Raw genomic sequence first — 21,582 nt, 5'->3', positions numbered from 1 at the left:
CACTCTCTTGTCAGTGCTTGCCCAGGTAGAAGTCGTGCAGGTCGCCCCTGGCCAGCAATTCATCCGCCGTACCGCTGAGCACCACCCGGCCGGTGTCGAGCACATGGGCCTGGGTCGCGTATTTGAGCGCTACATTAATGTTTTGCTCGGCAATCAGGAAGCTGACCTGCTGCTCACGATTGAGCTGAGCCACGATCTCGTAGATTTCCTGAACGATAATAGGCGCCAGGCCCATGGATGGCTCGTCGAGCAAGACTAAAGTCGGTCGTGTCATCAAGGCCCGGCCAATGGCGACCATCTGCTGCTCGCCTCCCGAGGTCAGCCCGGCCTGGGTTTTGCGCTTGGTTTTCAGGCGCGGGAACCAGGCATAGACCCGCTCCAGGTCTTCCAGCATCTGCCGTCGACTCAGCCCGCGGACAAACCCACCGCTGCGCAGGTTGTCCTCCACCGTCAGTTGCCCGAATACATGTCGCCCCTCCAACACGTGCACCAGGCCGTCACGCACGCGCTGGCTCGGGTCGACCGCCAGGCTGTCACGTCCCTGGAAGTGGATGCTGCCGCGCGTGACCTGTGCCCGTTCGGCCCGCGCCAGCCCGGAGATTGCCTTGAGGGTGGTGCTTTTGCCGGCACCGTTGGCCCCGAGCAAAGCGACAATGCCGCCTTTGGGCACACTCAGGGAAACCCCGGACACCGCCAGGATCGTCCGGTCATAGATCACCTCGATGTCCGAGACCTGCAACAGCGGCGCACCGCTCGCTTCAAGCGCGGGCCGGCCCATGGCTTACTCGCCCGCCGCGCAGGTGCGCGGAGTCAGGTGTTTTTCTGCCGCAAAGGCTGCCGACTTCTCGTCGATCAATGGCCGCAACAGCGCCCGATCCGCCGCGATCCAGTCGCTGACCAGGCTCCAGTGGCTACCGTCCCATTGCTGGACCCGCGCCGAACCGCCGCCTTCATGGTCGCTGCAGGACAGTTTCAGGTTCTGCATCAGGCCGTAGAAGCCCATGGCCTTGAGTCGCGCATCATCGATATCCAGATGCTCCAGGCCCCAACGCCCTTCTTCGCCATGCAGCGGCCGCTTGCCGAACTTGGCCTGCCCGGTGCGAATGGCTTCCACCGCAATCGCCGCGTTCACCAGCCCGGAGTTGTAGTAGACGCTGCCGAAGTTGTTCAGGTCCTTGAGGTCGCTCTTGCCCTTGTCGAGGATGTATTGCTTGAGGCGCTTGTGGATCTCGAAGTCCGCGCCCGCCGGGTAAGGCGTCAACGCCAGATAACCCTTGGCCGCCGCACCCGCCGGCAACACATCTTCGCTGGAACTGGCCCAGATATCACCGACGATATGGTCCACCGGGAAGCCAAAGCGCGCGGCGGTCTTGACCGCTACCGGCGTCGATACACCCCAGGTCCGCAGGAACACCCAGTCCGGATTGAGCTGGCGAATCTGCCGCCATTGCGCCGACTGTTCGTTGCCCGGATCAGCTACTGGAATCTGGATATTCTCGAAGCCGTATTTTTCCGCCAGCAGTTTCAGCGGCCCGAGGGTTTCACGGCCATAGGCCGAGTCATGGTAGACGGTGGCGATCTTCTTGCCCTTGAGCTTGTCGAAGCCGCCTTCGCGCTGGGCTATGTAATTCACCAGGGTTGAGGCTTCGCTGTAGAAGGTCAGCATCACCGGGAAGTTATAGGGGAAGACCTTGCCGTCGGTGGCCTCGGTACGGCCGTAACCGAGGGTGATCAACGGTATCTTGTCGACTTCCGCGCGCTCGCTCAGGGCGTAAGCCGCCGGCGCGCCGTTAGGCTGATAGACCGCCACCGGCGCACCATCCAGACCGTTCTTGAAGCGCTCGTAGCACTCGATGCCCTTCTCCGCCGTCCATTCGGTTTCACACTCCTGCCAGACCAGCTTGACGCCGTTGATCCCGCCTTCCACCTCGTTGATGTAGTTGAGGTAGTCGATCATCCCGGCCCAGACCTGCACGCCGCTGGAGGCATAGGCGCCGACCCGGTAGGTGGCCAGGGGGAAGAATTGCTGGTCGGGCGAGGCCTGGGCCATCGGCGCCGCAGTGCCGAGAACCGTCAGGGCCAGGGCCGCAGCCGTCAGTGAACGTTTGAAAAGTGCACGCATGGTGGAATCGTTCTCCAGGGATGGGAAATCGGAAGTCAGAAGCGCAACGGCCAGTGCCGGATCCGTTCGCGGGTGTTGCTCAGCAGGCGGATCAGCCCTTCCGGTTCCTTGATCAGGAACAGGATGATCAGCACGCCAAAGATGATTTTTTGCAGGTTCTGCAACTGCCCGGCATCCACCGCGCCACCGAGCAAGGCCTGCCCGAGATGGCTGAGGAGGATCGGCAGCAGGCAGATAAAGGCCGCGCCGACAAAGTTGCCGGCGATGCTGCCCATGCCGCCGATAATGATGATGAAGAGGATCTGGAACGACCGATTGATATCGAAACTGCCGGCGCTCGCGGTGCCCAGGTAGGCGAACGCCCACAGCGCCCCGGCGATGCCCAGGTAGAACGAACTGACGGCAAATGCCAGGCGCTTGTAGCGCGCCACCGGAATACCGATCACCGCCGAGGCCGTGTCCATATCGCGGATCGCCATCCAGTTGCGCCCGGTCTGGCTGTTCACCAGGTTGCGCGCGACCCAGGTCAGCAGCAGCACCGTGACCAGGGTCAGCAGGTAGCGGCCCACCGGGGTATTCAGGTCATGCCCGAGCAACGACAGACTCGGAGCGGAAATGGTCCCGGACGATCCGTAGTTGTAAAACCAGGGAAACTTGACGAACAACCACTCGAGGAAAAACTGCGCGGCCAGGGTGGTGACCATCAGGTAGAAGCCCTTGATCCGCGAACTGGGCAGGCCGAACAGCAAGCCCACAAAGCCGCTGATGATGCCGCCGCCCAGCAGCGCCAGAGGCAAGCCCAATTCCGGCAGACGCAGCAGAAAGCCGTAGGTGGCAAAGGCCCCCACTGCCATGAAGCCCGCCGCGCCGACCGAGGTCTGCCCTGTGTAGCCGGTCAGCAGGTTGAGCCCCAGCCCCGCCAGGGACAGCACCAGGAACGGGATCAGGATCGCGCTCAGCCAATAATCGTTGCCCACCAGCGGCACGACACCAAATGCCAGCACCAGCAGGCCGAGCAACGACCATGGCAGGCGCCGCTCGATCAGCACCCAGGGTGCGGTTTCACTCATTACGGGAACGGACATGCTTCAGACTCGCTCAATGGCCCGCTCGCCGAACAGGCCAGCCGGGCGGATATACAGGAAGGCCAACGCCAGGACATAGGCGAACCAGGGCGTGATGCCGCCGCCGATCAGCGGCCCGATATAGACTTCGGCGAGGCTCTCGGAGGCGCCGACGATCAACCCGCCGACAATCGCCCCGCCGATCGAGGTAAAGCCGCCGATGATCAACACCGGCAAGGCCTTGAGCACCACCAGCGACAGGGAAAACTGCACCCCCTGGCGCGCGCCCCAGAGCAGGCCCGCCACCAGACCGACACAGCCGGCCACCGCCCAGACGATCTGCCAGATGCGGTTGAGGTTGATGCCGATGGACAGTGCCGCCGTGGTGTCGTCGGCCACCGCCCGCAGCGATACGCCGATCCGGGTCTTGTTGAACAGCAGCGCCAGGACCACCACCAGGACCACGGCGGCAGCGGCGGCAATCAGGTCGAACTGGCTGAGCATCATCCCGTGGACAAACAGCGGCACGTCGTCGATGCCCAGATCCAGCGCACGGACCTGGGAGCCCATCAGCCCTTGTGCCAGGCCTTCGATAATGAACGACAGGCCCAGGGTCGCCATGAACAGGGTGATCTGCGAACGGTTGACCAGCGGCCGCAATACCAGGCGCTCGATCAGCAGCGCGCCGATCACCATCACTCCGACCGTCAGCAGCAACGCCAGGGCGAACGGCACGCCTTGGTCGTGAAGGCTGACAAAAGTCAGTGCGGCAAACAGCAGCATCGAGCCCTGGGCAAAATTGAACACGCCGCTGGCCTTGTAGATCAGCACGAAGCCGATGGCGACCAGCGAATACAGGGTCCCGGCGAGCAATCCGCCGATCAGGGTTTCGAGAAAAAACGCCATCAGTGCACTGCTCCCAGGTAGGCCGCGATCACTTCGGGATTGCCCTGCACTTCGGCCGGCGTGCCGTCGCCGACCTTGCGCCCGTAGTCGAGCACCACCACATGATCGGACAACCCCATCACCACCCCCATGTCATGTTCGATCAGCACCACGGTGGTACCGAGATCGCGATTGACGTCGGCGATAAACCGCGCCATTTCCTGCTTTTCTTCGGCATTCATACCGGCCATGGGCTCGTCCAGCAGCAACAGCGTGGGACCGGCAATCAGCGCCCTGCCCAGCTCCACGCGTTTTTGCCGGCCATAGGACAAGGTGCCCACCGGCACATCGCGCACGGCCTGCAGTTCAAGCAACTGGAGAATGTGTTGAGCCTTGAGGCGAAAGGCCTCGGCCTCCCGACGCGCCCGGGGCAAGCCCAGGGCCTGTTCGAGAAAGTGGCTGCGCATATGCCGCGACAGCCCGGTCAGGAGGTTGTCGATCACGCTCATCTTCTTGAACAGCGCATTGTTCTGGAAGGTCCGGCCAATGCCGCGACGGGCCGCGTCCAGGGGATCGATACGGTGAAAGCGCTGCTGCTCGAAGACGATCTCACCGCTGTCGAAGCGGTAGACCCCGTTCAACAGGTTGAGCAACGAGCTCTTGCCCGCGCCGTTGGGCCCGATCAGGGCGCAGATCTCGCCGCGCGGCACGTCGAATGACAGTGCATTGATGGCCTTCACGCCCTTGAACGACAGCGACACGTCACGTACTTGCAAAATAGGTTCGAGGGTACTCATGCGCTTTTCCGTCCTGGGGCATCGACCCGCCATTGATTGAAGGCCGCCGGGACTTTCGATGGCGTCGCCGGTTGCCAGATGTATTGCAGACGCTGAAAGCCCAGCAGGCGCCGCACACGCTGCTTGAGCAGGCGGGCCACGAGTCGTTCGGGATGGGCCAGTGACCATTCGCACAGGCGCCGGCGCCAACTGCCCGGAGGAGCCAGGCGTTGTTCGATTTCGTCGGCCAGCACTTGCAGGCGCTCCGCTGACAGCAGCAGGCCGGACGGCGCGAGTTCCCGTCGATCACGGCTGGCGCTGTCGCGGCTTTCCGGGAAAGCCAGGCTGTGGCCGGTGTTCAGCCATTGCTCCAGGACCACGCTCAAGCCGCCCTGCCATTGGCTATCTTCTTCACTCCATAGCTGAGGTTGGGCGCTTGTTGCACGCCACCGCACCAGCGGGCGCGGCTCCTGGTTGTCGCCACTGAGGCTGGCGAAGGCGAGCACGTTTTGCCTCGGTGAACCCGGCTGGCGTCCCGGTAGCTGATTGGCGATCAGCACTGCTGGGGCGGCACTTGAATCGCCGGCAGCTAGCCAATTGAGCAGTTGCTGGCGACTGTCGACAAAGCCGTGGCTGGGGTGCAGTCGCCAGAAGGTCTGGGCCAGGACTTCGGCGCTCAGGTCCGGGGCCAGGCTCAGGACCTGAGCGCCGATGGAATGGGCGGCCAGTGCCAGCAGCAACAGGTTCGGTTCCAGTGAGCCGCTGACGGCCAAGCGTGAGTCGGCGGTGAAACCCTGTTGGCGTAGGCCGTCGGCCAGGCGCTCGACTTCGCGCAAGGCATCGATCCAGCGCCAGCTGTGCCATTGCCCGTGGCGCTTGTGGCGCAAGGCGCTCTGCAACGGGCTGACCTGGGCCCAGTGGCGCAGCTGCTCAAGAGCACCCGTAAAGATCGAAACCGTTTCAGGGTGCGGCGGATGGATGACGGGCGGACGTTTCAGTTCATGCACGCTCATGGCGGAACCTCGTTCAGTCGTTTGGCGTGCGGTGGTCCGCTGGCGATTGTGAAATACAGGTTTGTCTATGGAGATATTGGTGCTCTCAGGGGCCTCTTCGCGGGCAAGCTCCGCTCCCACAGGTTTTGTGTTGTGCGCTTTGGCCAGGGCAACTCAAACATTTCCCACAGGCTTTGTGTCGTGCGCACTGGCCGGGACAACTCGAACCTTGTGGGAGCGGAGCTTGCCCGCGAAAGGGCCCTGAAGGTCAGCACGAGAATCCCTGCCCCACTCGGTATCAGGCTGATCGCAGGCTCTTCCCGCGCAACGCCGCCAGATCCCGATACCCCGCCCCCGGATGGATATCCGCCAGCTTCGGCCCCGCGCCGAACAACTTCTCGCGCAAGGTCCCCGGGGCATACTCGGTCTTGTACACACCACGCTTCTGCAACTCCGGCACCAGCAAGTCCACCGCGTCGACAAAGGTCTCGTGGGTCAGCGCATAGGCCAGGTTGAAACCGTCGACATCGGTCTCTTCAACCCACTCCTGCAGCAGATCCGCCACGGTTTCCGGGCTGCCGACAAACAGCGGCCCAAACCCACCGATCCCGACCCAGTCAGCCAGTTCATTGGGCGTCCAGATCCGGTTCGGGTCCGCCGTGGAAAAGGTCTCCACCGCCGACTGGATGGCATTGGTGTGCACATGCCGCAGCGGCTCATCGGGCTTGAACTGGCTGAAGTCGATCCCGGTCCAACCCGAGATCAGCGCCATGGCGCCCTCGTAGCTGACATAGGATTTGTATTCCTCGAACTTGGTCTTGGCCTTGGTATCGGTCTCGCCAAGGATCACCGTCTGCAGGTTGAAGATCAGGATGCTTTTCGGGTCCCGACCGGCCTCGGCCGCGCGCCGACGGATATCGGCCACGACCTTTTTCAGCAGCACCTTGGACGGTGCGGCGACAAACACGCACTCGGCATGCTCGGCGGCGAACTGCTTGCCACGACTGGACGCGCCGGCCTGGTAGAGCACCGGGGTACGTTGCGGCGACGGCTCGCACAGGTGAATACCCGGCACCTGGAAGTGTTTGCCGACATGCTGGATCTCGTGGATCCTGCTCGGGTCGCTGAACACCTTGCGCGCCCGGTCGCGCAGGATCGCGCCGTCTTCCCAACTGCCTTCCCAGAGTTTGTAGCAGACCTCCAGATACTCCTCGGCATAGTCGTAACGGGCGTCATGTTCGGTCTGGGCACGCTGGCCGAGGTTCTTCGCACCGCTTTCCAGGTACGAAGTGACGATGTTCCAGCCGGCGCGCCCCTTGGTCAGGTGATCGAGGGTGGAAAGACGTCGGGCAAAAGGATACGGATGCTCGAAGGACAACGAAGCCGTGAGGCCGAACCCCAGGTGCTCGGTCACCAGCGCCATGGGCGGAATCAACTGCAACGGGTCGTTCACCGGCACCTGGGCCGCCTGGCGAATCGCCGCGTCGCCATTGCCGTTATAAACGTCATAGATGCCCAGCACATCGGCGATAAACAGGCCGTCGAACTTGCCACGCTCAAGGATCTTCGCCAGGTCGGTCCAGTACTCCAGGTCCTTGTATTGCCAGGAACGGTCACGCGGGTGAGCCCACAGTCCGGGCGACTGATGGCCGACGCAGTTCATGTCGAAGGCATTGAGGCGGATTTCACGGGACATCGACAGCACTCCTGGCACTCGGTGGAACCACGCCATTGAGGCGCAAGTCACCGATCAATCGGTATTTGAGATGCAACGGATCCTGGAGCGGATCATGGCTGGGCGACCACTCGGGGCGTTGGCCGGTCAGTTCCTGTTCAACCTGTCCGACCTGCGCCAGGGCTTCGGCGATGGCAATACTGGCTTCGGCGACGGCAATGGTCTTTTCGGCCTCGTCCTGGTTGCCGGCAGCAATGCGTTCGGCGCGCTCCAGCAGCGCCGCCGCCACCTCGATGCGAATCTGCAGGTCGCCGAACTTGCCGATGACCTGGTGATCGTTGGCCAGTCGGGCATGGCCGCGCGCAACGCCCAGGGTCCGTTCCAGGGATTGGCGGGCGTTACGCAGGTCGCTTGCCACTCGGGCCAGGGCGGGCTGGTGACTGGCGGGATGAGTCAATGCGTTCATCGTGGGCTCCTAGTTCCAGGCATGTCGGGCCGGCTTGACGCCGTTGAGCAGGTAGTTGCCGATCAGGTGGTATTTCCAGCGCGCCGGGTCATGCAGGGTGTGGGTGCGGGCGTTGCGCCAATGGCGATCGAGGTTGTGCCTGGCCAGTACCGAACGGGTGCCGGCCAGCTCGAAAATCTTGCTGCTGGCCAGCAACGCGATTTCGGCGGACAGCACCTTGGCCTGGGCCACCACCACGGAGGCCAGGGCAACACTGTCTTCGCTGGGCTGCGCCAGGGCGTGGTCGACTGCCAGGCCGGCCTTTTCCAGGATGGCTTCGGTGCCGTGTACCCGCCATTCAAGATCGCCGATGGCAGCCTGGGTGAACGGGTCCTGCCAGCCATGTTCCTGCTGGCTGTCGATCCACGGCCGCGCTTGACGGGCATGACGCTTGGCTTCTTCGAGGGCACCGACGGCAATACCGGTGTCGACCGCCGCCTGGATGATCTGGGAAATCGGGCCGTTGGCGGTGGGCCGGTCGAAGGCCTGGTGGGCTGGAATCACGCTGCTGCGCGGTACCTTCACGTCGTTGAACAGCGCATTGCCGCTGGCGGTGGTGCGTTGGCCGAAGCCGTCCCAGTTATCGACGATGGTCAGGCCCGGGGTGCCCTGCTCGACAAAGGCGATCTGCGCATTACCGGCCTCGTCGAGCCCGACCACCGGGACGATATGGGCGAACAAGGCGCCGGTGCAGTAGAACTTCTCACCGTCGATATGTGCGGTGTCGCCGTCGAAACGGATACGGGTGTCGAAGGTGCCGGCGTTCTTGCTCTTGGCTTCGGAGAAGGCATTGCCGAAGCGATAACCTTGCAGCACCTTGGCGAAGTAATAATGCTTTTGTTCCTCGCTGGCGGTTTGCAGGAGGATATCCAGCACACCGAGGTGGTTCTGCGGGATCTGGCCAAGGGACGAGTCGGCAGCGGAAATGATCTTGATGACTTCCGCCACCGTCACATAGGAAACGCCGGCACCGCCGTAGGCTTTGGGAACGGTGATGCCCCACAGGCCGCTGGCGGCGAATTCATCGAGTTCGGCGACGGGCAGGCGTCGCTCGCGGTCACGTACGCCGGCTTCGACGGCAAAACGCGCCGCGAGGGTTCTGGCCGCGGCAATGGCCTCTTCATCCGAACGGATGATATGGGCGGTGTAGGCAGGTTTGGCGACAGTTGTCATAGACCGACTCCCGAGTCCTTGAAAATGCAAAACGCATGACAAGGACATAGCAGGAGTCGTGCCTGAAATTAAAATCTATATTTTTCAGTCGCTTAAAATAAAAACCTAGAATTGATCGCAGCTGTAAAACAGCAAACTGTCCAGACACTGTTGCCCTGGCAACAGTTGGTATTGGGGCAGATGGAGATGGAAATTTAAGAACACCGCGAACCTGTAGGAGCCTGGCTTGCCAGCGAAGAGGCCCTTGAGGCCGCCAAAAGCTTCGCGGGCAAGCCACGCTCCTACAATACAACGTTGCGGATAAAGCGCGTCGCCACATCACCATCGTTGCGATAGCCGTGGGGCTGGTTGCTGGGAAACATAAAGAACTCCCCCGCCGCTACCAACCGCGGCTGCTCCCCGAGCACCACCGTCAGGCAACCTTCGAAGACATAGATCTGCTCACTCCAGCCATCGCAGTCCGGCTCCGAGTCATAACGCTCCCCCGGCTCCAGGCGCCACTCCCAGAGTTCGACTTCGCGACTGGCCATGGCCTTGGCCAGCAACACCGCCTTGCTCCCCGGAATCACCCCGGCCCAGGCCACCTCGTTGATCCGACTCGGGTCGCGGACATCCGGCGCCTGGATCAGATCGCTGAAAGCCACACCCAACGCCTCGGCCACCCGGTCCAAGGTGGTCAGGCTGACATTCTTCTCCCCTGCCTCGATCGCCACCAGCATACGGCGGCTGACCCCGGACTTTTCCGACAACGCGGTCTGACTCAACTGAGCCTCATGGCGCAGGCGACGCACATTCAAGCTGACGTGTTGCAACACCGAAGCCCGTTGCGAAGTTTCTTTGTGCACTATATTGCTCACTTGGTTGGTTTGCGCAGTATACTGCCCAGCTTCGGCGCATTGTGCGTCTCACCCGAATAGTGTGCAAGGCCATGACTGCGGCGAACCCCAACACCTCGTTTGCCTCGACCCTGCGGTTCAGCAAGGCCGAGTGCGTGCTGATCCTGATCACCATGGTCTGGGGCGGTACCTTTCTGCTGGTGCAGAACGCCATGACCGTCAGCGGCCCGATGTTTTTCGTCGGCCTGCGCTTTGCCGCGGCGGCGTGCATCGTCGCCTTGTTCTCGGCCCGCAGCCTGCGGGGCATTACGGCTTTCGAGCTGAAGGCGGGATTCTTTATCGGCACCGCAATCATGCTCGGCTACGGTCTGCAAACCGTGGGCCTGCAAAGCATTCCCAGCAGCCAGTCGGCGTTTATCACCGCGTTGTACGTGCCCTTTGTGCCGCTGCTGCAATGGCTGGTGCTGGGCAAACGTCCGGGGCTGATGCCGAGTATCGGGATCATGCTGGCCTTTACCGGCTTGATGCTGTTGTCCGGGCCTAACGGCGCGAAGCTGAATTTCAGTTCCGGGGAAATCGCCACGGTGATCAGCGCCATCGCGATCGCCGCCGAAATCATCCTGATCAGCAACTATGCCGGCAAGGTCGATGTACGGCGGGTGACCGTGGTGCAGTTGGCCACGGCGTCGATCCTGGCGTTTCTGATGATCGTGCCGACCCAGGAGGCGTTGCCGGAGTTTTCCTGGTTGTTGTTGGCCAGTGCCGTCGGCCTCGGGGCCGCCAGTGCAGCGATTCAGGTGGCGATGAACTGGGCGCAGAAGAGTGTTTCGCCGACCCGTGCCACCTTGATCTATGCCGGGGAGCCGGTCTGGGCGGGGATTGCCGGGCGTCTGGCGGGTGAGCGCCTGCCGGGGATTGCGCTGCTGGGGGCTGCGTTGATTGTCGCGGCGGTGATCGTCAGTGAGTTGAAGACCAAGGGCAAACAACGGGCCGAGGCAGTCGAAGAGGCTGCGGAAGCCGAAGGGCTGGATCCGAACAAATAAACAGGGCAAATCAGGCATTTGCCACCTACCTTGTAGGATTCTGCCACAGGTTCTGGGTTGGTGATCTCCGGCGCGCCACGTATGATCCTTCGCAAACTCCTGCAGATTAGAAGCCTATGTCCCTGATAGTTCTACTGCTTCTGCCTTTTATCGGCAGCTGTCTGGCGGCCCTGCTGCCGCATAACGCACGCAATAGCGAATCCATCCTGGCCGGTGTCATCGCCCTGGTCGGCACCCTGCAGATGGCGCTGCTCTACCCGCAGATCGCCCACGGCGGCGTGATTCACGAAACCATCAATTGGCTGCCCAGCCTGGGGCTGAACTTCGTCCTGCGCCTGGATGGCTTCGCCTGGCTGTTCTCCATGCTGGTGCTGGGCATCGGTACCCTGGTGTCGCTGTACGCTCGCTACTACATGTCGCCGGAAGACCCGGTACCGCGCTTTTTCGCCTTTTTCCTGGCCTTTATGGGCGCCATGCTCGGCCTGGTGCTGTCCGGCAACCTGATCCAGATCGTGTTCTTCTGGGAACTGACCAGCCTGTTCTCCTTCCTGCTGATCGGCTATTGGCACCACCGCAGTGATGCCCGTCGCGGTGCCTATATGGCGCTGACGGTTACCGGCGCCGGCGGTCTGTGCCTGTTGGCGGGGGTATTGATTCTCGGCCATGTGGTCGGCAGCTATGACCTGGACACTGTGCTGGCGGCCGGCGATAAAATCCGCGCCCACGTCCTGTACCCGGTCCTGCTGCCGCTGATCCTGATCGGCGCCCTGAGCAAGAGCGCACAGTTCCCCTTCCACTTCTGGCTGCCCCACGCCATGGCCGCACCGACTCCGGTTTCGGCCTATCTGCACTCGGCGACCATGGTCAAGGCCGGGGTGTTTCTCCTGGCGCGTTTGTGGCCGTCGCTCTCCGGCAGCGACGAGTGGTTCTGGATTGTCGGTGGCGCGGGCGCCGCAACCCTGATGCTCGGCGCCTACTGCGCCATGTTCCAGAACGACCTCAAGGGCCTGCTGGCCTACTCCACCATCAGCCACCTGGGCCTGATCACCCTGCTGCTGGGCCTGAACAGCCCACTGGCCGCCGTGGCCGCGGTGTTCCACATTCTCAACCATGCGACCTTCAAGGCCTCGCTGTTCATGGCCGCCGGCATCATCGACCATGAAAGCGGCACCCGCGATATCCGCAAGCTCAGCGGCCTGATCAAGCTGATCCCGTTCACCGCGACCCTGGCGATGGTCGCCAGTGCCTCCATGGCCGGGGTGCCGCTGCTCAACGGCTTCCTCTCCAAGGAAATGTTCTTCGCCGAAACGGTGTTCATCAATTCCACGGCCTGGGTCGAAACGGCCCTGCCGGTGATTGCCACCCTCGCCGGTACCTTCAGCGTCGCCTACTCGCTGCGCTTTACCGTCGATGTGTTCTTCGGTCCCAAGGCCACCGACCTGCCCCACACGCCTCACGAGCCGCCGCGCTGGATGCGCGCGCCGGTGGAACTGCTGGTGTTCACCTGCCTGCTGGTGGGGATTTTCCCGGCCCAGGTGGTCGGCTCGATACTCGCCACCGCGGCCCTGCCGGTGGTCGGCGGGGTCTTGCCCGAGTACAGCCTGGCGATCTGGCACGGCCTGAATGCGCCGATGATCATGAGCCTGATCGCCATGTCCGGCGGCGTGCTGCTCTATCTGCTGCTACGCAAGCAACTCAAGCGCGGCCGCTTCAGCCGTCCACCGCTGATCGGCCGCCTCAACGGCAAGCGCCTGTTCGAGCGCTGCCTGGTGACCATCATGCGCTACGCCCGGCGCATCGAGCGCCGGGTCAGCACCCAGCGCCTGCAAACCCAGTTGTTCCTGCTGGTGCTGGCGGCGGTGGTTGCCGGCCTGATCCCGATGCTGCACAGCAGCCTGTCCTGGGGCGACCGGCCGAAGATCCCCGGTTCCATCGTCTTCGTCACCCTCTGGTTGCTGGCCATCGCCTGCGCCCTGGGCGCCGCCTGGCAAGCCAAGTACCACCGACTGGCGGCCATGATCATGGTCAGCGTCTGCGGCCTGATGACCTGCATCACCTTCGTCTGGTTCTCCGCGCCGGACCTGGCCCTGACCCAACTGGTGGTGGAAGTGGTGACCACGGTACTGATCCTGCTGGGCCTGCGCTGGCTGCCACGGCGTATCGAAGAGGTCTCGCCGCTGCCAAGCAGCATGCGCAAGGCGCGGATTCGCCGCCTGCGCGACCTGCTGCTGTCAGTCGGGGTCGGCGGCGGCATGGCCCTGCTGTCCTACGCCATGCTGACCCGCCAGACGCCCAACGATATCTCCTCGTTCTACCTCAGTCGTGCCCTGCCCGAAGGGGGCGGCAGTAACGTGGTGAACGTGATGCTGGTGGACTTCCGTGGCTTCGACACCCTCGGTGAAATCACCGTGCTGATGGCCACCGCCCTGACCGTGTTCGCCCTGCTGCGCCGCTTCCGTCCGCCGAAGGAAAGCCTCGAACTACCCAACCAGCAGCGCCAACTGGCCCCGGACGTGGCCACCGACCTGGTCAACCCGCGCAGCGCCAGCGACACCGCCCTGGGCTTCATGATGGTGCCGGCGGTGCTGGTGCGCTTGCTGCTGCCGATCGCCTTCGTGGTCTCGATGTACCTGTTTATGCGCGGGCATAACCAGCCGGGTGGCGGTTTTGTCGCCGGGCTGGTGATGTCGGTGGCGTTTATCCTGCAATACATGGTCGCCGGCACCCAGTGGGTTGAAGCACAGATGAGCCTGCGGCCGTTGCGCTGGATGGGCACCGGCCTGCTGTTCGCCACGGTCACGGGCCTGGGGGCGATGGCTCTCGGTTATCCGTTCCTGACCACCCACACCGCCCACCTGCATCTGCCGTTGCTGGGGGATATCCATGTCGCCAGCGCGTTGTTCTTCGATATCGGCGTGTACGCGGTGGTGGTCGGTTCGACCCTGCTGATCCTCACCGCCCTGGCGCACCAGTCGGTCCGCGCCCATCGGCCGAGCCAGCAACTCGGCGCCCAACCCAAGCCAGGAGCCGCCTGATGGAAGAAGTCATTGCAATTGCCATTGGCGTGCTCGCGGCCTCCGGCGTCTGGCTGGTGCTGCGTCCACGGACCTTCCAGGTGGTGATGGGCCTCTGCCTGCTGTCCTACGGGGTCAATCTATTTATCTTCAGCATGGGCAGCCTGTTTATCGGCAAGGAGCCGATCATCAAGGACGGCGTGCCCCAGGACCTGCTCAACTACACCGACCCGCTGCCCCAGGCCCTGGTGCTCACCGCCATTGTGATCAGCTTCGCCATGACCGCGCTGTTCCTGGTGGTGCTGCTGGCCTCGCGCGGCCTGACCGGTACCGACCATGTCGATGGCCGGGAGCCCAAGGAATGAACCCGATGTCGCACCTGATCATCGCCCCGATCCTGCTGCCGCTGCTTACGGCGGCGCTGATGCTGATGCTCGGCGAGAAGCACCGGCCACTCAAGGCCCGCCTCAACCTGGGCTCGAGCCTGATCGGCCTGGGCATCTCGGTACTCTTGCTGATCGGCACCCAGGCCGGCGAAACCGGCTCCATCGGCGTCTACCTGCCGAGCAACTGGCAGGTGCCATTTGGCATCGTGCTGGTGGTCGACCGTCTCTCTGCGTTGATGCTGGTGCTGACCGGGATCATCGGCGTCAGCGCGCTGCTGTTCGCCATGGCCCGTTGGGACCGTGCCGGCGCCAGCTTCCACGCGCTGTTCCAGATCCAGTTGATGGGCCTTTACGGCGCTTTCCTGACCGCCGACCTGTTCAACCTGTTCGTGTTCTTCGAAGTCCTGCTGGCCGCTTCCTATGGCCTGGTCCTGCACGGTTCGGGGCGCTCGCGGGTGTCGGCGGGCTTGCACTACATCGCGATCAACCTGCTGGCCTCGTCGTTGTTCCTGATCGGCGCGGCGCTGATCTATGGCGTTACCGGCACCCTGAACTTCGCCGACCTGGCGCTGAAGATCCCGCTGGTGCCGGAAACCGATCGCGGGCTGCTGCATGCGGGCGCGGCGATTCTCGCCGTGGCCTTCCTGGCCAAGGCCGGGATGTGGCCGCTGAACTTCTGGCTGGTGCCCGCCTACTCCGCCGCCAGCGCCCCGGTGGCGGCGATGTTCGCGATCATGACCAAGGTCGGGATCTACACGCTGCTGCGGCTGTGGACCTTGCTGTTTTCCGGCGAGGCCGGTGCCTCGGCGCATTTCGGCGGTGACTGGCTGATCTACGGCGGCATGGCGACCATCGCCTGCGCCGCCGTGGCAATCCTCGCCGCCCAGCGCCTGGAACGCATGGCCAGCCTGAGTATTCTGGTCTCGGCGGGGATCCTGCTCTCGGCCATCGGCTTTGCCCAACCGAACCTCACGGCCGGCGCGCTGTTCTACCTGGTCAGCTCGACCCTGGCCCTGAGTGCGCTGTTCCTGCTGGCCGAACTGATCGAACGCTCACGTTCGGCCAACGAACTACCGCTGGAAGAGGACATCGACCCGCTGCCCCGGCGGCTGGAGTCCTTGCACCCAAGGCCCGGCACCAACCTGGACGATGAACAGAAAGCCGTGGTCGGCCAGGTCATTCCCTGGACCATGGCCTTCCTCGGTTTGAGCTTTATCGCCTGCGCCCTGCTGATCATCGGCATGCCGCCGCTGTCCGGCTTTATCGGCAAGCTGGCCTTGCTCAGCGCCTTGCTCAATCCGAAAGGGTTGGGCATCGATGCGCCGATCTCCCTGGCGGCCTGGGGCCTGCTGGCCTTGCTGGTGCTGTCCGGGCTCGCTTCGCTGCTGGCTTTCTCGCGCATGGGCATCTCGCGTTTCTGGACACCCCAGGAGCGGCCGTCGCCAGCGCTACGGCGTTTCGAATGCCTGCCCATCTTTGCCCTGCTGGGCCTGTGCATCCTGCTGACCGTCAACGCCGAGCCGCTGTTGCGCTACACCCAGGCGGCGGCTGACTCCCTCGACAACCCCGGACAGTACATCAGCGCCGTGCAGGCCGCTCGCCCGGTGCCTAACCCGACCACCGCCGTGGAGGTACAGCCATGAAACGCCTGTTCCCCGCGCCGTGGCTGTCCCTGGCGCTGTGGCTGTTGTGGCTGGTGCTGAACCTGTCGGTCAGTCCGGGTAACCTGCTGCTGGGTGCGGCCCTCGGCGTCTTCGCTCCGGTGATGATGGCGCCCTTGCGCCCGCGGCCGATCCGTATCCGTCGCCCCGGGGTGATGCTACGCCTGTTTTTTCGGGTCGGTGCCGACGTGGTGCTGTCCAACCTCGCCGTTGCCTGGGGCGTGCTCAACGCCGGACGCCGTGCGCCGCGTTCGGCCTTCGTCAAGGTGCCCCTGGACCTGCGCGATGCCAACGGCCTGGCCGTGCTGTCGATGATCTGCACGGTGGTTCCCGGCACCGTCTGGTCGGAACTGGCCCTGGACCGCAGCGTCCTGCTACTGCACGTTTTCGACCTGGACGACGAAAACGGTTTTATCCAGCACTTCAAGACGACTTACGAACGTCCTCTGATGGAGATCTTCGAATGAGCGCACTGCTCGCCAATGCGATCCTGCTGAGCCTGTTCATCTTCAGCGTGGCGCTGGTGCTGACCGTGGTCCGGCTGTTCAAGGGCCCGTCGGCGCAAGACCGGGTCCTGGCCCTGGACTACCTGTACCTGATTGCCATGCTGATGATGCTGGTACTGGGCATCCGCTACGCCAGTGATACCTACTTCGAAGCGGCGCTGCTGATTGCCCTGTTCGGCTTTGTCGGCTCGTTTGCCCTGGCCAAATTCCTTCTGCGTGGCGAGGTGATCGAATGAACCCGTTATCCCTCTGGATCGAAATTCCGGTGGCCTTTCTGCTGGTGGCCGCCAGCCTGCTCGCCCTGTGTGGCGCCATCGGCCTGTTGCGCATGAAGGACTTCTTCCAGCGCATGCACCCGCCGGCACTGGCCTCGACCCTTGGCGCCTGGTGCGTGGCGCTGGCCTCGATCCTGTACTTTTCTGCACTCAAGTCGGAGCCGGTGATCCACGCCTGGCTGATTCCGATCCTGTTGTCGATCACTGTGCCGGTGACCACCCTGCTGCTGGCCCGGACCGGGCTGTTCCGCAAGCGCATGGCTGGGGATGATGTGCCGGCGGAAGTCAGCAGCGGGCGTACCGAAGGCGGGAGCTGAGGGCACCCGCTTTACCCTCGGCAAACAACATATGCTTATCACTTAACGATATTTAAAACTTTTCGCTTATATCGATAAAATCATTTTCAGATTCTGTCAGTCGAGGCTGAACACCCCCTCGGGCCAGGCTGGACTGGCGACAAGTGGACTTGTCGCCGGCGCCAGTCAGTTAAGGAAATGGGATCTCAAAAATGCCACCTAACCTGTAGGAGCAGGGCTTGCCCGCGAAGCTTTTAGCGTCCTCACGGACTCTTCGCCAGCAAGCCGGCGCCTACGGGTCATGTATTCGGCTTAACTGTCTGGCACCCCTTTCCATTCTCTCCAGGTCCTCCATGAACGCTATCAAGTCCCTGTCGTTGCCGGCCGCGCTGTGCGCCAGCGTGCTGTTGAACCTAGCCCCGTCCTCCTCGGCCCTGGCCGCGGGCCTGCTGGAAAAGGGTCGTAGCCAAGGCCTCAGCGCCGGTATCGCCAATGAGCAGCCGTACGCCTACATCGACACCGACGGCAAGGTCACCGGCGCCTATGTCGATGTGCTCAAGGCGATTCTCGAACCGCTGGGCATCCACAAGCTGGAAACCCCGATCACCGACTTCGGTTCCCTGGTCCCCGGTGTCACCGCCAAGCGTTTCGATCTGATCGGCGAAGGCCTTTTTATCAACGCCAATCGCTGCAAGGTCATCGGTTTCTCCAACCCGATCACCCGCTCCGGCGGCGCCTTCATCGTCAAGGCCGGCAACCCGCTGAACCTGCACAGCCTCAAGGATGTCGCCAACAACGGCCAGGCACGCCTGGCCACCCAGGCCGGCACCAACCAGGTCCAGGAAGCCCGCGACAGCGGCGTTCCAGCGGCCAATCTGGTGCTGTTCGACAAGGACACCGAAGCCCTCTCCGCCCTGGAGGCCGGACGTATCGACGTGGTGTATTTCCCCGACGCGGAAATCATCGGCCTGCTCAAGAAAGCCGCCAACCCCGCTATCGAACGCGCTCTGCCTTTCGCGCAGATCCCCGATGCCCAGGGCAAGCCAAGCTGGAACTACCAATCCTATGGCCTGCCGAAAAACGATCCGGCCTTTACCCAGGCCTTCAACGAACAGTTGGCCAAGCTGCGGGCCTCCGGTGAGTTGCTGAAGATCCTGCAGAAATACGACTACACCGAAAACGAGCTGCCCGACCTGGACGTCACCGCCGCCCAACGTTGCAGCCAGTAACCAGACGCTGAAACGGCCTCAAACCCACACGAGTACAGGCCATGTCCCTCGATACCCCGGCCGTGGAAACGGCCCTGTTCATCGCGCGCCAGTTGGCCCATGGCGCGTGGGTGACCGTGCAAATCACCTTCCTCGCGGAGCTGCTGGTACTGGTGCTGTCGCTGGTGATCGCGCTGATGCGCCTGTCGCCCTGGCGCGCGCTGCGCTGGTTCGCCAGCGCCTATGTCGAGCTGCTGCGTGGCATTTCGGCCCTGGTGCTGCTGTTCTACCTGTTCTTTATCCTGCCGCTGTTCGGTATCAGCCTGTCGCCGATGACCACCGGGGTGATCGGCCTGGGCCTGACTTTCTCGGCCTACGGCTCGGAGATCGTCCGCGCGGCGCTGATGAATGTCAGCGCCGGGCAACGTGATGCCTTGCGCGCCCTGGACTTCGGGCCGCTGGCGGCCTTTCGGCGGATCATCCTGCCCCAGGCCCTGCCGTTTATGCTGCCACCGCTGGGCAACCAGTTGGTCGAGTTGATGAAGACCACTTCGCTGGTGTCGCTGATCACCTTGAGCGACCTGACCTTTTCCGGCAATCAGCTGGTGACCACGCTGGGGCAACAGACGCTGATCTGGAGCATCGTGCTGGTCTGCTACTTCGTCATGGCCTGGCCATTGACCTGGCTGGTGCGGCGTTATGAACACCACAGTTCGGCCTGGCGCCGGGAGTAACCATGGAATTCGACTTCGAGTTTGCCTGGTCGATCCTGCCCGACCTGCTGCGTGGCCTGCTGGTCACCGTGCAGGTGGTGGTGCTCGGTTTCCTCCTGGCGGTACTGCTCGGGCTGATCCTGGCGATTGCCCAACGCTCATCGGTCAGCGCAATACGGCGCGGCTGCCAGGGCTATCTGAGCTTTTTTCGCAACACGCCGCTGATGGTCCAGCTCTATGTGCTGTTCTTTGCCCTGCCCTCGGCCGGGATTACCCTGCCGGCGATCTCCACAGGGGTGATCGGCCTCGGGCTCTACTACAGCGCCTATATCGCCGAGGCCTATCGCGGTGCCATCGACGGTGTACCGGCGGGCCAGTGGCAAGCCGCCCGGGCGCTGGACTTCGACACAGCCACCACCTGGCGCCGGATCATCCTGCCCCAGGCCCTGAAACCGATGCTGCCGGTGCTGGGCAACTACCTGATCGGCATGTTCAAGGAAACTCCGCTGCTGGCGGTGATCACCATTCCGGAGCTGTTCCAGGCCGCCAAGCAGGTGGCCGGGATGAGCTATCGCTACACCGAACCCTATACGCTGATGGCCGTGCTGTTCCTGATCATCAGCGTGCCGACTTCCCTGCTCTTCAAGTACCTGGAAAGGCGCAGCCATGTCTGACGTTGTACACCTCGCGGCCACGGCGCCGGCACAGATCCGCCTCACCCAGGTGGTCAAGCACTTCGGCGCGACCCGGGTCATCGACCACCTCGACCTGAGCATTCCCCAAGGGCAGAAAGTCGCGCTGATCGGCCCCAGCGGTTCGGGGAAATCCACCGTATTGCGCTTGATCAAGGGCCTGGAAAGCTACGAGCAGGGCCACATCGAGGTCGACGGCGTGGCGGTCAGCGCCAAGGGCGGCGGCTGGCGCTGGCCCGGCACGAAAAAAGCCCCGGTGGAGCATCGGGTCGGCATGGTCTTCCAGCAGTTCAACCTGTTCCCGCACCTGACCGTTCGGGAAAACATCACCGAGGCGCCGTTGCAGGTGCTCAAGGTCAGTCGCGAAGAAGCCCTGGACCGCGCCCAGGCCTATCTGGCGATGGTCGGCCTGAGCCACAAGGCCGATGCCTATCCCGCCCAGCTGTCCGGCGGCCAGCAGCAGCGGGTGGCCATCGCCCGGGCCCTGGCGATGCGTCCGAAGGTGATGCTGTTCGACGAGGTGACCTCGGCCCTCGACCCGGAACTGGTGGGCGAAGTGCTGGAGGTGATTCGCACGATTGCCCATGAGCAACAGGTGACCATGCTGCTGGTGACCCACGAAATGAAGTTCGCCCAGGACATCGCCGACCGGGTGCTGTTCATGGAGGCCGGGCGTATTGTCGCCGACGGCACGCCCCGGCAGATCCTGGTGGAGCCGGACAACGAACGCACCCGGCGCTTTCTCAATCGGGTCGAGCAGCGTTAACGGCTCGCCGTGCGCTGAAAAACGCCCGGCCATCGCGCTTGAGCAGGTCGAGCATGGTCTGCGCGGCTGGCGATAAGTAAGCGCCGGCCCGCACCGACACCACCAGCGTACGCTTCATGGTGGTTTCCTTGAGCCGCACTTCGCGCAGGTGCGTCGCGCCCTTCACATCCTCCAGGGTTTCCCGTGCCAGGAAACTCAACAGGCGGGTCTGGCCGATCAGCCGCGGTAGCAGCGAAATGGTGTTGGTCTCGATCTGCACCGAGGGCAGCGGCAGATCGTGAGCCAGGAACACATTGTCGATCCAGCGTCGGGATGAAACACCCGACGCAGGCAACACCCAACGATAACGCCCCAGCTCGCTCAGGCGAATCGGCGCGTCGAAGATCGGGTGATTGCGACTGGCAACCACCACCGCTTCGTCATCGAACAGCGGATGCGACAACAGCTGGGGGTCATCGTCGAACAGTGGGCAGATCACCATGTCCAGGCGTCCGGAACGCAGGGATTCGCGCAACATATCGTCCTGGCCGATCGCCAGGCTCAAAGTGATCTCCGGCGCCCGCTCCAGCAAGGCCGCAGTCAGTTGCGGCAGCAGGTATTCGGCCATGCTCGACGCGCAGCCCAGGCGGATATTGCCCAGCACGCCACTGGCGAAATCGCGTATTTCACGGTGGGTCTCGGCAATGCTCTGCTGCAACTGCCGACCGCGCTGCTGCAATAACTCGCCGACCGGCGTCAGCTTGATCCGTCGGCCCTCGCGCTCGAACAGCTTGGTGCCGAACGACTCCTCCAGCCGTTGGATGCTCTTGGTCAGCGCCGGCTGGCTGCGATTGAGCTTCTGCGCCGCGCGGCCCAGATGACCCAGCTCGGCAATGGTTTCGAAATAGGTGAGATCCCGCAGGTCCATATCAATCAACCAAAGTTATCGTTTCATCACAATTAGAAACTAGACTTGATCGATCAGGCTATCAATAATTTACCCACTGCGCCGCTT

Annotated in this window: 22 protein-coding genes; 11 read left to right on the top strand and 11 right to left on the bottom strand. The window is 63.1% G+C overall.

Annotated elements, in window-relative coordinates:
• Positions 1-10: 10 nt before the first annotated feature.
• From M5C01_RS18150 to M5C01_RS18105, 10 genes are all read right to left on the bottom strand, one after another.
• Entirely contained in the window at positions 11-778 is a 768-nt protein-coding gene (locus M5C01_RS18150; RefSeq protein WP_152739759.1) for an ABC transporter ATP-binding protein, read from the bottom strand.
• A 3-nt stretch (positions 779-781) separates the two neighbouring features.
• A complete protein-coding gene (locus tag M5C01_RS18145; RefSeq protein ID WP_103494301.1) occupies positions 782-2,122 on the bottom strand; it encodes an ABC transporter substrate-binding protein in 1,341 nt (446 codons plus the stop codon).
• Positions 2,123-2,157: 35 nt separating this feature from the next.
• Positions 2,158-3,207, bottom strand: coding sequence for a branched-chain amino acid ABC transporter permease (locus M5C01_RS18140; protein WP_152739758.1), 1,050 nt, complete (start codon positions 3,205-3,207; stop codon positions 2,158-2,160).
• 3 nt (positions 3,208-3,210) lie between these two features.
• On the bottom strand, positions 3,211-4,092 hold the full coding sequence (locus M5C01_RS18135; RefSeq protein WP_152739757.1) for a branched-chain amino acid ABC transporter permease: 882 nt from the start codon (positions 4,090-4,092) through the stop codon (positions 3,211-3,213).
• A complete protein-coding gene (locus M5C01_RS18130; protein WP_152739756.1) occupies positions 4,092-4,868 on the bottom strand; it encodes an ABC transporter ATP-binding protein in 777 nt (258 codons plus the stop codon). The genes M5C01_RS18135 and M5C01_RS18130 overlap by 1 nt, the downstream gene beginning before the upstream one ends.
• Entirely contained in the window at positions 4,865-5,860 is a 996-nt protein-coding gene (locus M5C01_RS18125) for an AMP-binding protein (protein ID WP_152739755.1), read from the bottom strand. The genes M5C01_RS18130 and M5C01_RS18125 overlap by 4 nt, the downstream gene beginning before the upstream one ends.
• Positions 5,861-6,137: 277 nt before the next feature.
• Positions 6,138-7,535, bottom strand: a complete 1,398-nt coding sequence (locus tag M5C01_RS18120) for an LLM class flavin-dependent oxidoreductase (protein WP_152739754.1) — start codon at positions 7,533-7,535, stop codon at positions 6,138-6,140.
• Positions 7,525-7,980 (bottom strand): hypothetical protein, encoded by a 456-nt coding sequence (locus tag M5C01_RS18115; protein ID WP_152739753.1) that lies wholly within the window; start codon positions 7,978-7,980, stop codon positions 7,525-7,527. Before M5C01_RS18115 ends, M5C01_RS18120 begins: the two co-directional genes overlap by 11 nt.
• A gap of 9 nt (positions 7,981-7,989) precedes the next feature.
• Complete coding sequence (locus M5C01_RS18110) at positions 7,990-9,192, bottom strand: SfnB family sulfur acquisition oxidoreductase (RefSeq protein ID WP_152739752.1); 1,203 nt, start codon at positions 9,190-9,192, stop codon at positions 7,990-7,992.
• 281 nt (positions 9,193-9,473) lie between these two features.
• Positions 9,474-10,037, bottom strand: coding sequence for an XRE family transcriptional regulator (locus M5C01_RS18105; RefSeq protein ID WP_103499610.1), 564 nt, complete (start codon positions 10,035-10,037; stop codon positions 9,474-9,476).
• A gap of 83 nt (positions 10,038-10,120) precedes the next feature.
• Between M5C01_RS18105 and M5C01_RS18100 the strand changes: the two genes are divergently transcribed.
• The 11 genes from M5C01_RS18100 (at position 10,121) to M5C01_RS18050 (ending at position 20,588) form a co-directional block, all read left to right on the top strand.
• Complete coding sequence (locus M5C01_RS18100) at positions 10,121-11,071, top strand: DMT family transporter (protein ID WP_152739751.1); 951 nt, start codon at positions 10,121-10,123, stop codon at positions 11,069-11,071.
• A gap of 116 nt (positions 11,072-11,187) precedes the next feature.
• Positions 11,188-14,106, top strand: coding sequence for a monovalent cation/H+ antiporter subunit A (locus M5C01_RS18095; RefSeq protein ID WP_152739750.1), 2,919 nt, complete (start codon positions 11,188-11,190; stop codon positions 14,104-14,106).
• Complete coding sequence (locus tag M5C01_RS18090) at positions 14,106-14,450, top strand: Na+/H+ antiporter subunit C (RefSeq protein ID WP_005789164.1); 345 nt, start codon at positions 14,106-14,108, stop codon at positions 14,448-14,450. The genes M5C01_RS18095 and M5C01_RS18090 overlap by 1 nt, the downstream gene beginning before the upstream one ends.
• Positions 14,447-16,114 carry a monovalent cation/H+ antiporter subunit D gene (locus tag M5C01_RS18085; protein WP_152739749.1) on the top strand — a complete coding sequence of 556 codons (1,668 nt, stop codon included), beginning with the start codon at positions 14,447-14,449 and terminating at the stop codon, positions 16,112-16,114. The genes M5C01_RS18090 and M5C01_RS18085 overlap by 4 nt, the downstream gene beginning before the upstream one ends.
• Positions 16,111-16,599 (top strand): Na+/H+ antiporter subunit E, encoded by a 489-nt coding sequence (locus tag M5C01_RS18080; protein ID WP_103499614.1) that lies wholly within the window; start codon positions 16,111-16,113, stop codon positions 16,597-16,599. The genes M5C01_RS18085 and M5C01_RS18080 overlap by 4 nt, the downstream gene beginning before the upstream one ends.
• Positions 16,596-16,874, top strand: coding sequence for a K+/H+ antiporter subunit F (locus M5C01_RS18075; protein WP_100943305.1), 279 nt, complete (start codon positions 16,596-16,598; stop codon positions 16,872-16,874). Before M5C01_RS18080 ends, M5C01_RS18075 begins: the two co-directional genes overlap by 4 nt.
• Positions 16,871-17,230, top strand: coding sequence for a Na+/H+ antiporter subunit G (locus M5C01_RS18070; RefSeq protein WP_103499615.1), 360 nt, complete (start codon positions 16,871-16,873; stop codon positions 17,228-17,230). The genes M5C01_RS18075 and M5C01_RS18070 overlap by 4 nt, the downstream gene beginning before the upstream one ends.
• Before the next feature lie 332 nt (positions 17,231-17,562).
• A complete protein-coding gene (ehuB, locus tag M5C01_RS18065) occupies positions 17,563-18,438 on the top strand; it encodes an ectoine/hydroxyectoine ABC transporter substrate-binding protein EhuB (RefSeq protein ID WP_152739748.1) in 876 nt (291 codons plus the stop codon).
• 41 nt (positions 18,439-18,479) lie between these two features.
• Positions 18,480-19,151 (top strand): ectoine/hydroxyectoine ABC transporter permease subunit EhuC, encoded by a 672-nt coding sequence (gene ehuC / locus M5C01_RS18060; RefSeq protein WP_152739747.1) that lies wholly within the window; start codon positions 18,480-18,482, stop codon positions 19,149-19,151.
• A 2-nt stretch (positions 19,152-19,153) separates the two neighbouring features.
• A complete protein-coding gene (gene ehuD / locus M5C01_RS18055) occupies positions 19,154-19,804 on the top strand; it encodes an ectoine/hydroxyectoine ABC transporter permease subunit EhuD (RefSeq protein WP_152739746.1) in 651 nt (216 codons plus the stop codon).
• On the top strand, positions 19,797-20,588 hold the full coding sequence (locus M5C01_RS18050; RefSeq protein WP_152739745.1) for an amino acid ABC transporter ATP-binding protein: 792 nt from the start codon (positions 19,797-19,799) through the stop codon (positions 20,586-20,588). Before ehuD ends, M5C01_RS18050 begins: the two co-directional genes overlap by 8 nt.
• Here the strand turns inward: M5C01_RS18050 and M5C01_RS18045 are convergent.
• Positions 20,566-21,495, bottom strand: a complete 930-nt coding sequence (locus M5C01_RS18045; RefSeq protein ID WP_103499620.1) for a LysR family transcriptional regulator — start codon at positions 21,493-21,495, stop codon at positions 20,566-20,568. The genes M5C01_RS18050 and M5C01_RS18045 overlap by 23 nt on opposite strands.
• Between the last annotated feature and the right edge of the window lie 87 nt (positions 21,496-21,582).

The organism is Pseudomonas sp. MWU12-2319 (assembly GCF_023242525.1).
GTDB lineage: Bacteria > Pseudomonadota > Gammaproteobacteria > Pseudomonadales > Pseudomonadaceae > Aquipseudomonas > Aquipseudomonas gingeri_D.
This window is presented reverse-complemented; position numbering and strand designations above follow the sequence as displayed.

Bases quoted from the DNA above. Each gene is read 5' to 3' on its own strand.
- M5C01_RS18070 (WP_103499615.1), top strand. From the start codon at position 16,871: ATGAACCCGTTATCCCTCTGGATCGAAATTCCGGTGGCCTTTCTGCTG.
- ehuC (WP_152739747.1), top strand. From the start codon at position 18,480: ATGTCCCTCGATACCCCGGCCGTGGAAACGGCCCTGTTCATCGCGCGC.
- M5C01_RS18150 (WP_152739759.1), bottom strand. From the start codon at position 778: ATGGGCCGGCCCGCGCTTGAAGCGAGCGGTGCGCCGCTGTTGCAGGTC.
- M5C01_RS18145 (WP_103494301.1), bottom strand. From the start codon at position 2,122: ATGCGTGCACTTTTCAAACGTTCACTGACGGCTGCGGCCCTGGCCCTG.
- M5C01_RS18110 (WP_152739752.1), bottom strand. From the start codon at position 9,192: ATGACAACTGTCGCCAAACCTGCCTACACCGCCCATATCATCCGTTCG.
- M5C01_RS18100 (WP_152739751.1), top strand. From the start codon at position 10,121: ATGACTGCGGCGAACCCCAACACCTCGTTTGCCTCGACCCTGCGGTTC.
- M5C01_RS18125 (WP_152739755.1), bottom strand. From the start codon at position 5,860: ATGAGCGTGCATGAACTGAAACGTCCGCCCGTCATCCATCCGCCGCAC.
- ehuB (WP_152739748.1), top strand. From the start codon at position 17,563: ATGAACGCTATCAAGTCCCTGTCGTTGCCGGCCGCGCTGTGCGCCAGC.
- M5C01_RS18075 (WP_100943305.1), top strand. From the start codon at position 16,596: ATGAGCGCACTGCTCGCCAATGCGATCCTGCTGAGCCTGTTCATCTTC.
- M5C01_RS18050 (WP_152739745.1), top strand. From the start codon at position 19,797: ATGTCTGACGTTGTACACCTCGCGGCCACGGCGCCGGCACAGATCCGC.
- M5C01_RS18085 (WP_152739749.1), top strand. From the start codon at position 14,447: ATGAACCCGATGTCGCACCTGATCATCGCCCCGATCCTGCTGCCGCTG.
- M5C01_RS18080 (WP_103499614.1), top strand. From the start codon at position 16,111: ATGAAACGCCTGTTCCCCGCGCCGTGGCTGTCCCTGGCGCTGTGGCTG.
- M5C01_RS18090 (WP_005789164.1), top strand. From the start codon at position 14,106: ATGGAAGAAGTCATTGCAATTGCCATTGGCGTGCTCGCGGCCTCCGGC.
- M5C01_RS18140 (WP_152739758.1), bottom strand. From the start codon at position 3,207: ATGTCCGTTCCCGTAATGAGTGAAACCGCACCCTGGGTGCTGATCGAG.
- M5C01_RS18135 (WP_152739757.1), bottom strand. From the start codon at position 4,092: ATGGCGTTTTTTCTCGAAACCCTGATCGGCGGATTGCTCGCCGGGACC.
- M5C01_RS18130 (WP_152739756.1), bottom strand. From the start codon at position 4,868: ATGAGTACCCTCGAACCTATTTTGCAAGTACGTGACGTGTCGCTGTCG.
- M5C01_RS18115 (WP_152739753.1), bottom strand. From the start codon at position 7,980: ATGAACGCATTGACTCATCCCGCCAGTCACCAGCCCGCCCTGGCCCGA.
- ehuD (WP_152739746.1), top strand. From the start codon at position 19,154: ATGGAATTCGACTTCGAGTTTGCCTGGTCGATCCTGCCCGACCTGCTG.
- M5C01_RS18045 (WP_103499620.1), bottom strand. From the start codon at position 21,495: ATGGACCTGCGGGATCTCACCTATTTCGAAACCATTGCCGAGCTGGGT.
- M5C01_RS18120 (WP_152739754.1), bottom strand. From the start codon at position 7,535: ATGTCCCGTGAAATCCGCCTCAATGCCTTCGACATGAACTGCGTCGGC.
- M5C01_RS18095 (WP_152739750.1), top strand. From the start codon at position 11,188: ATGTCCCTGATAGTTCTACTGCTTCTGCCTTTTATCGGCAGCTGTCTG.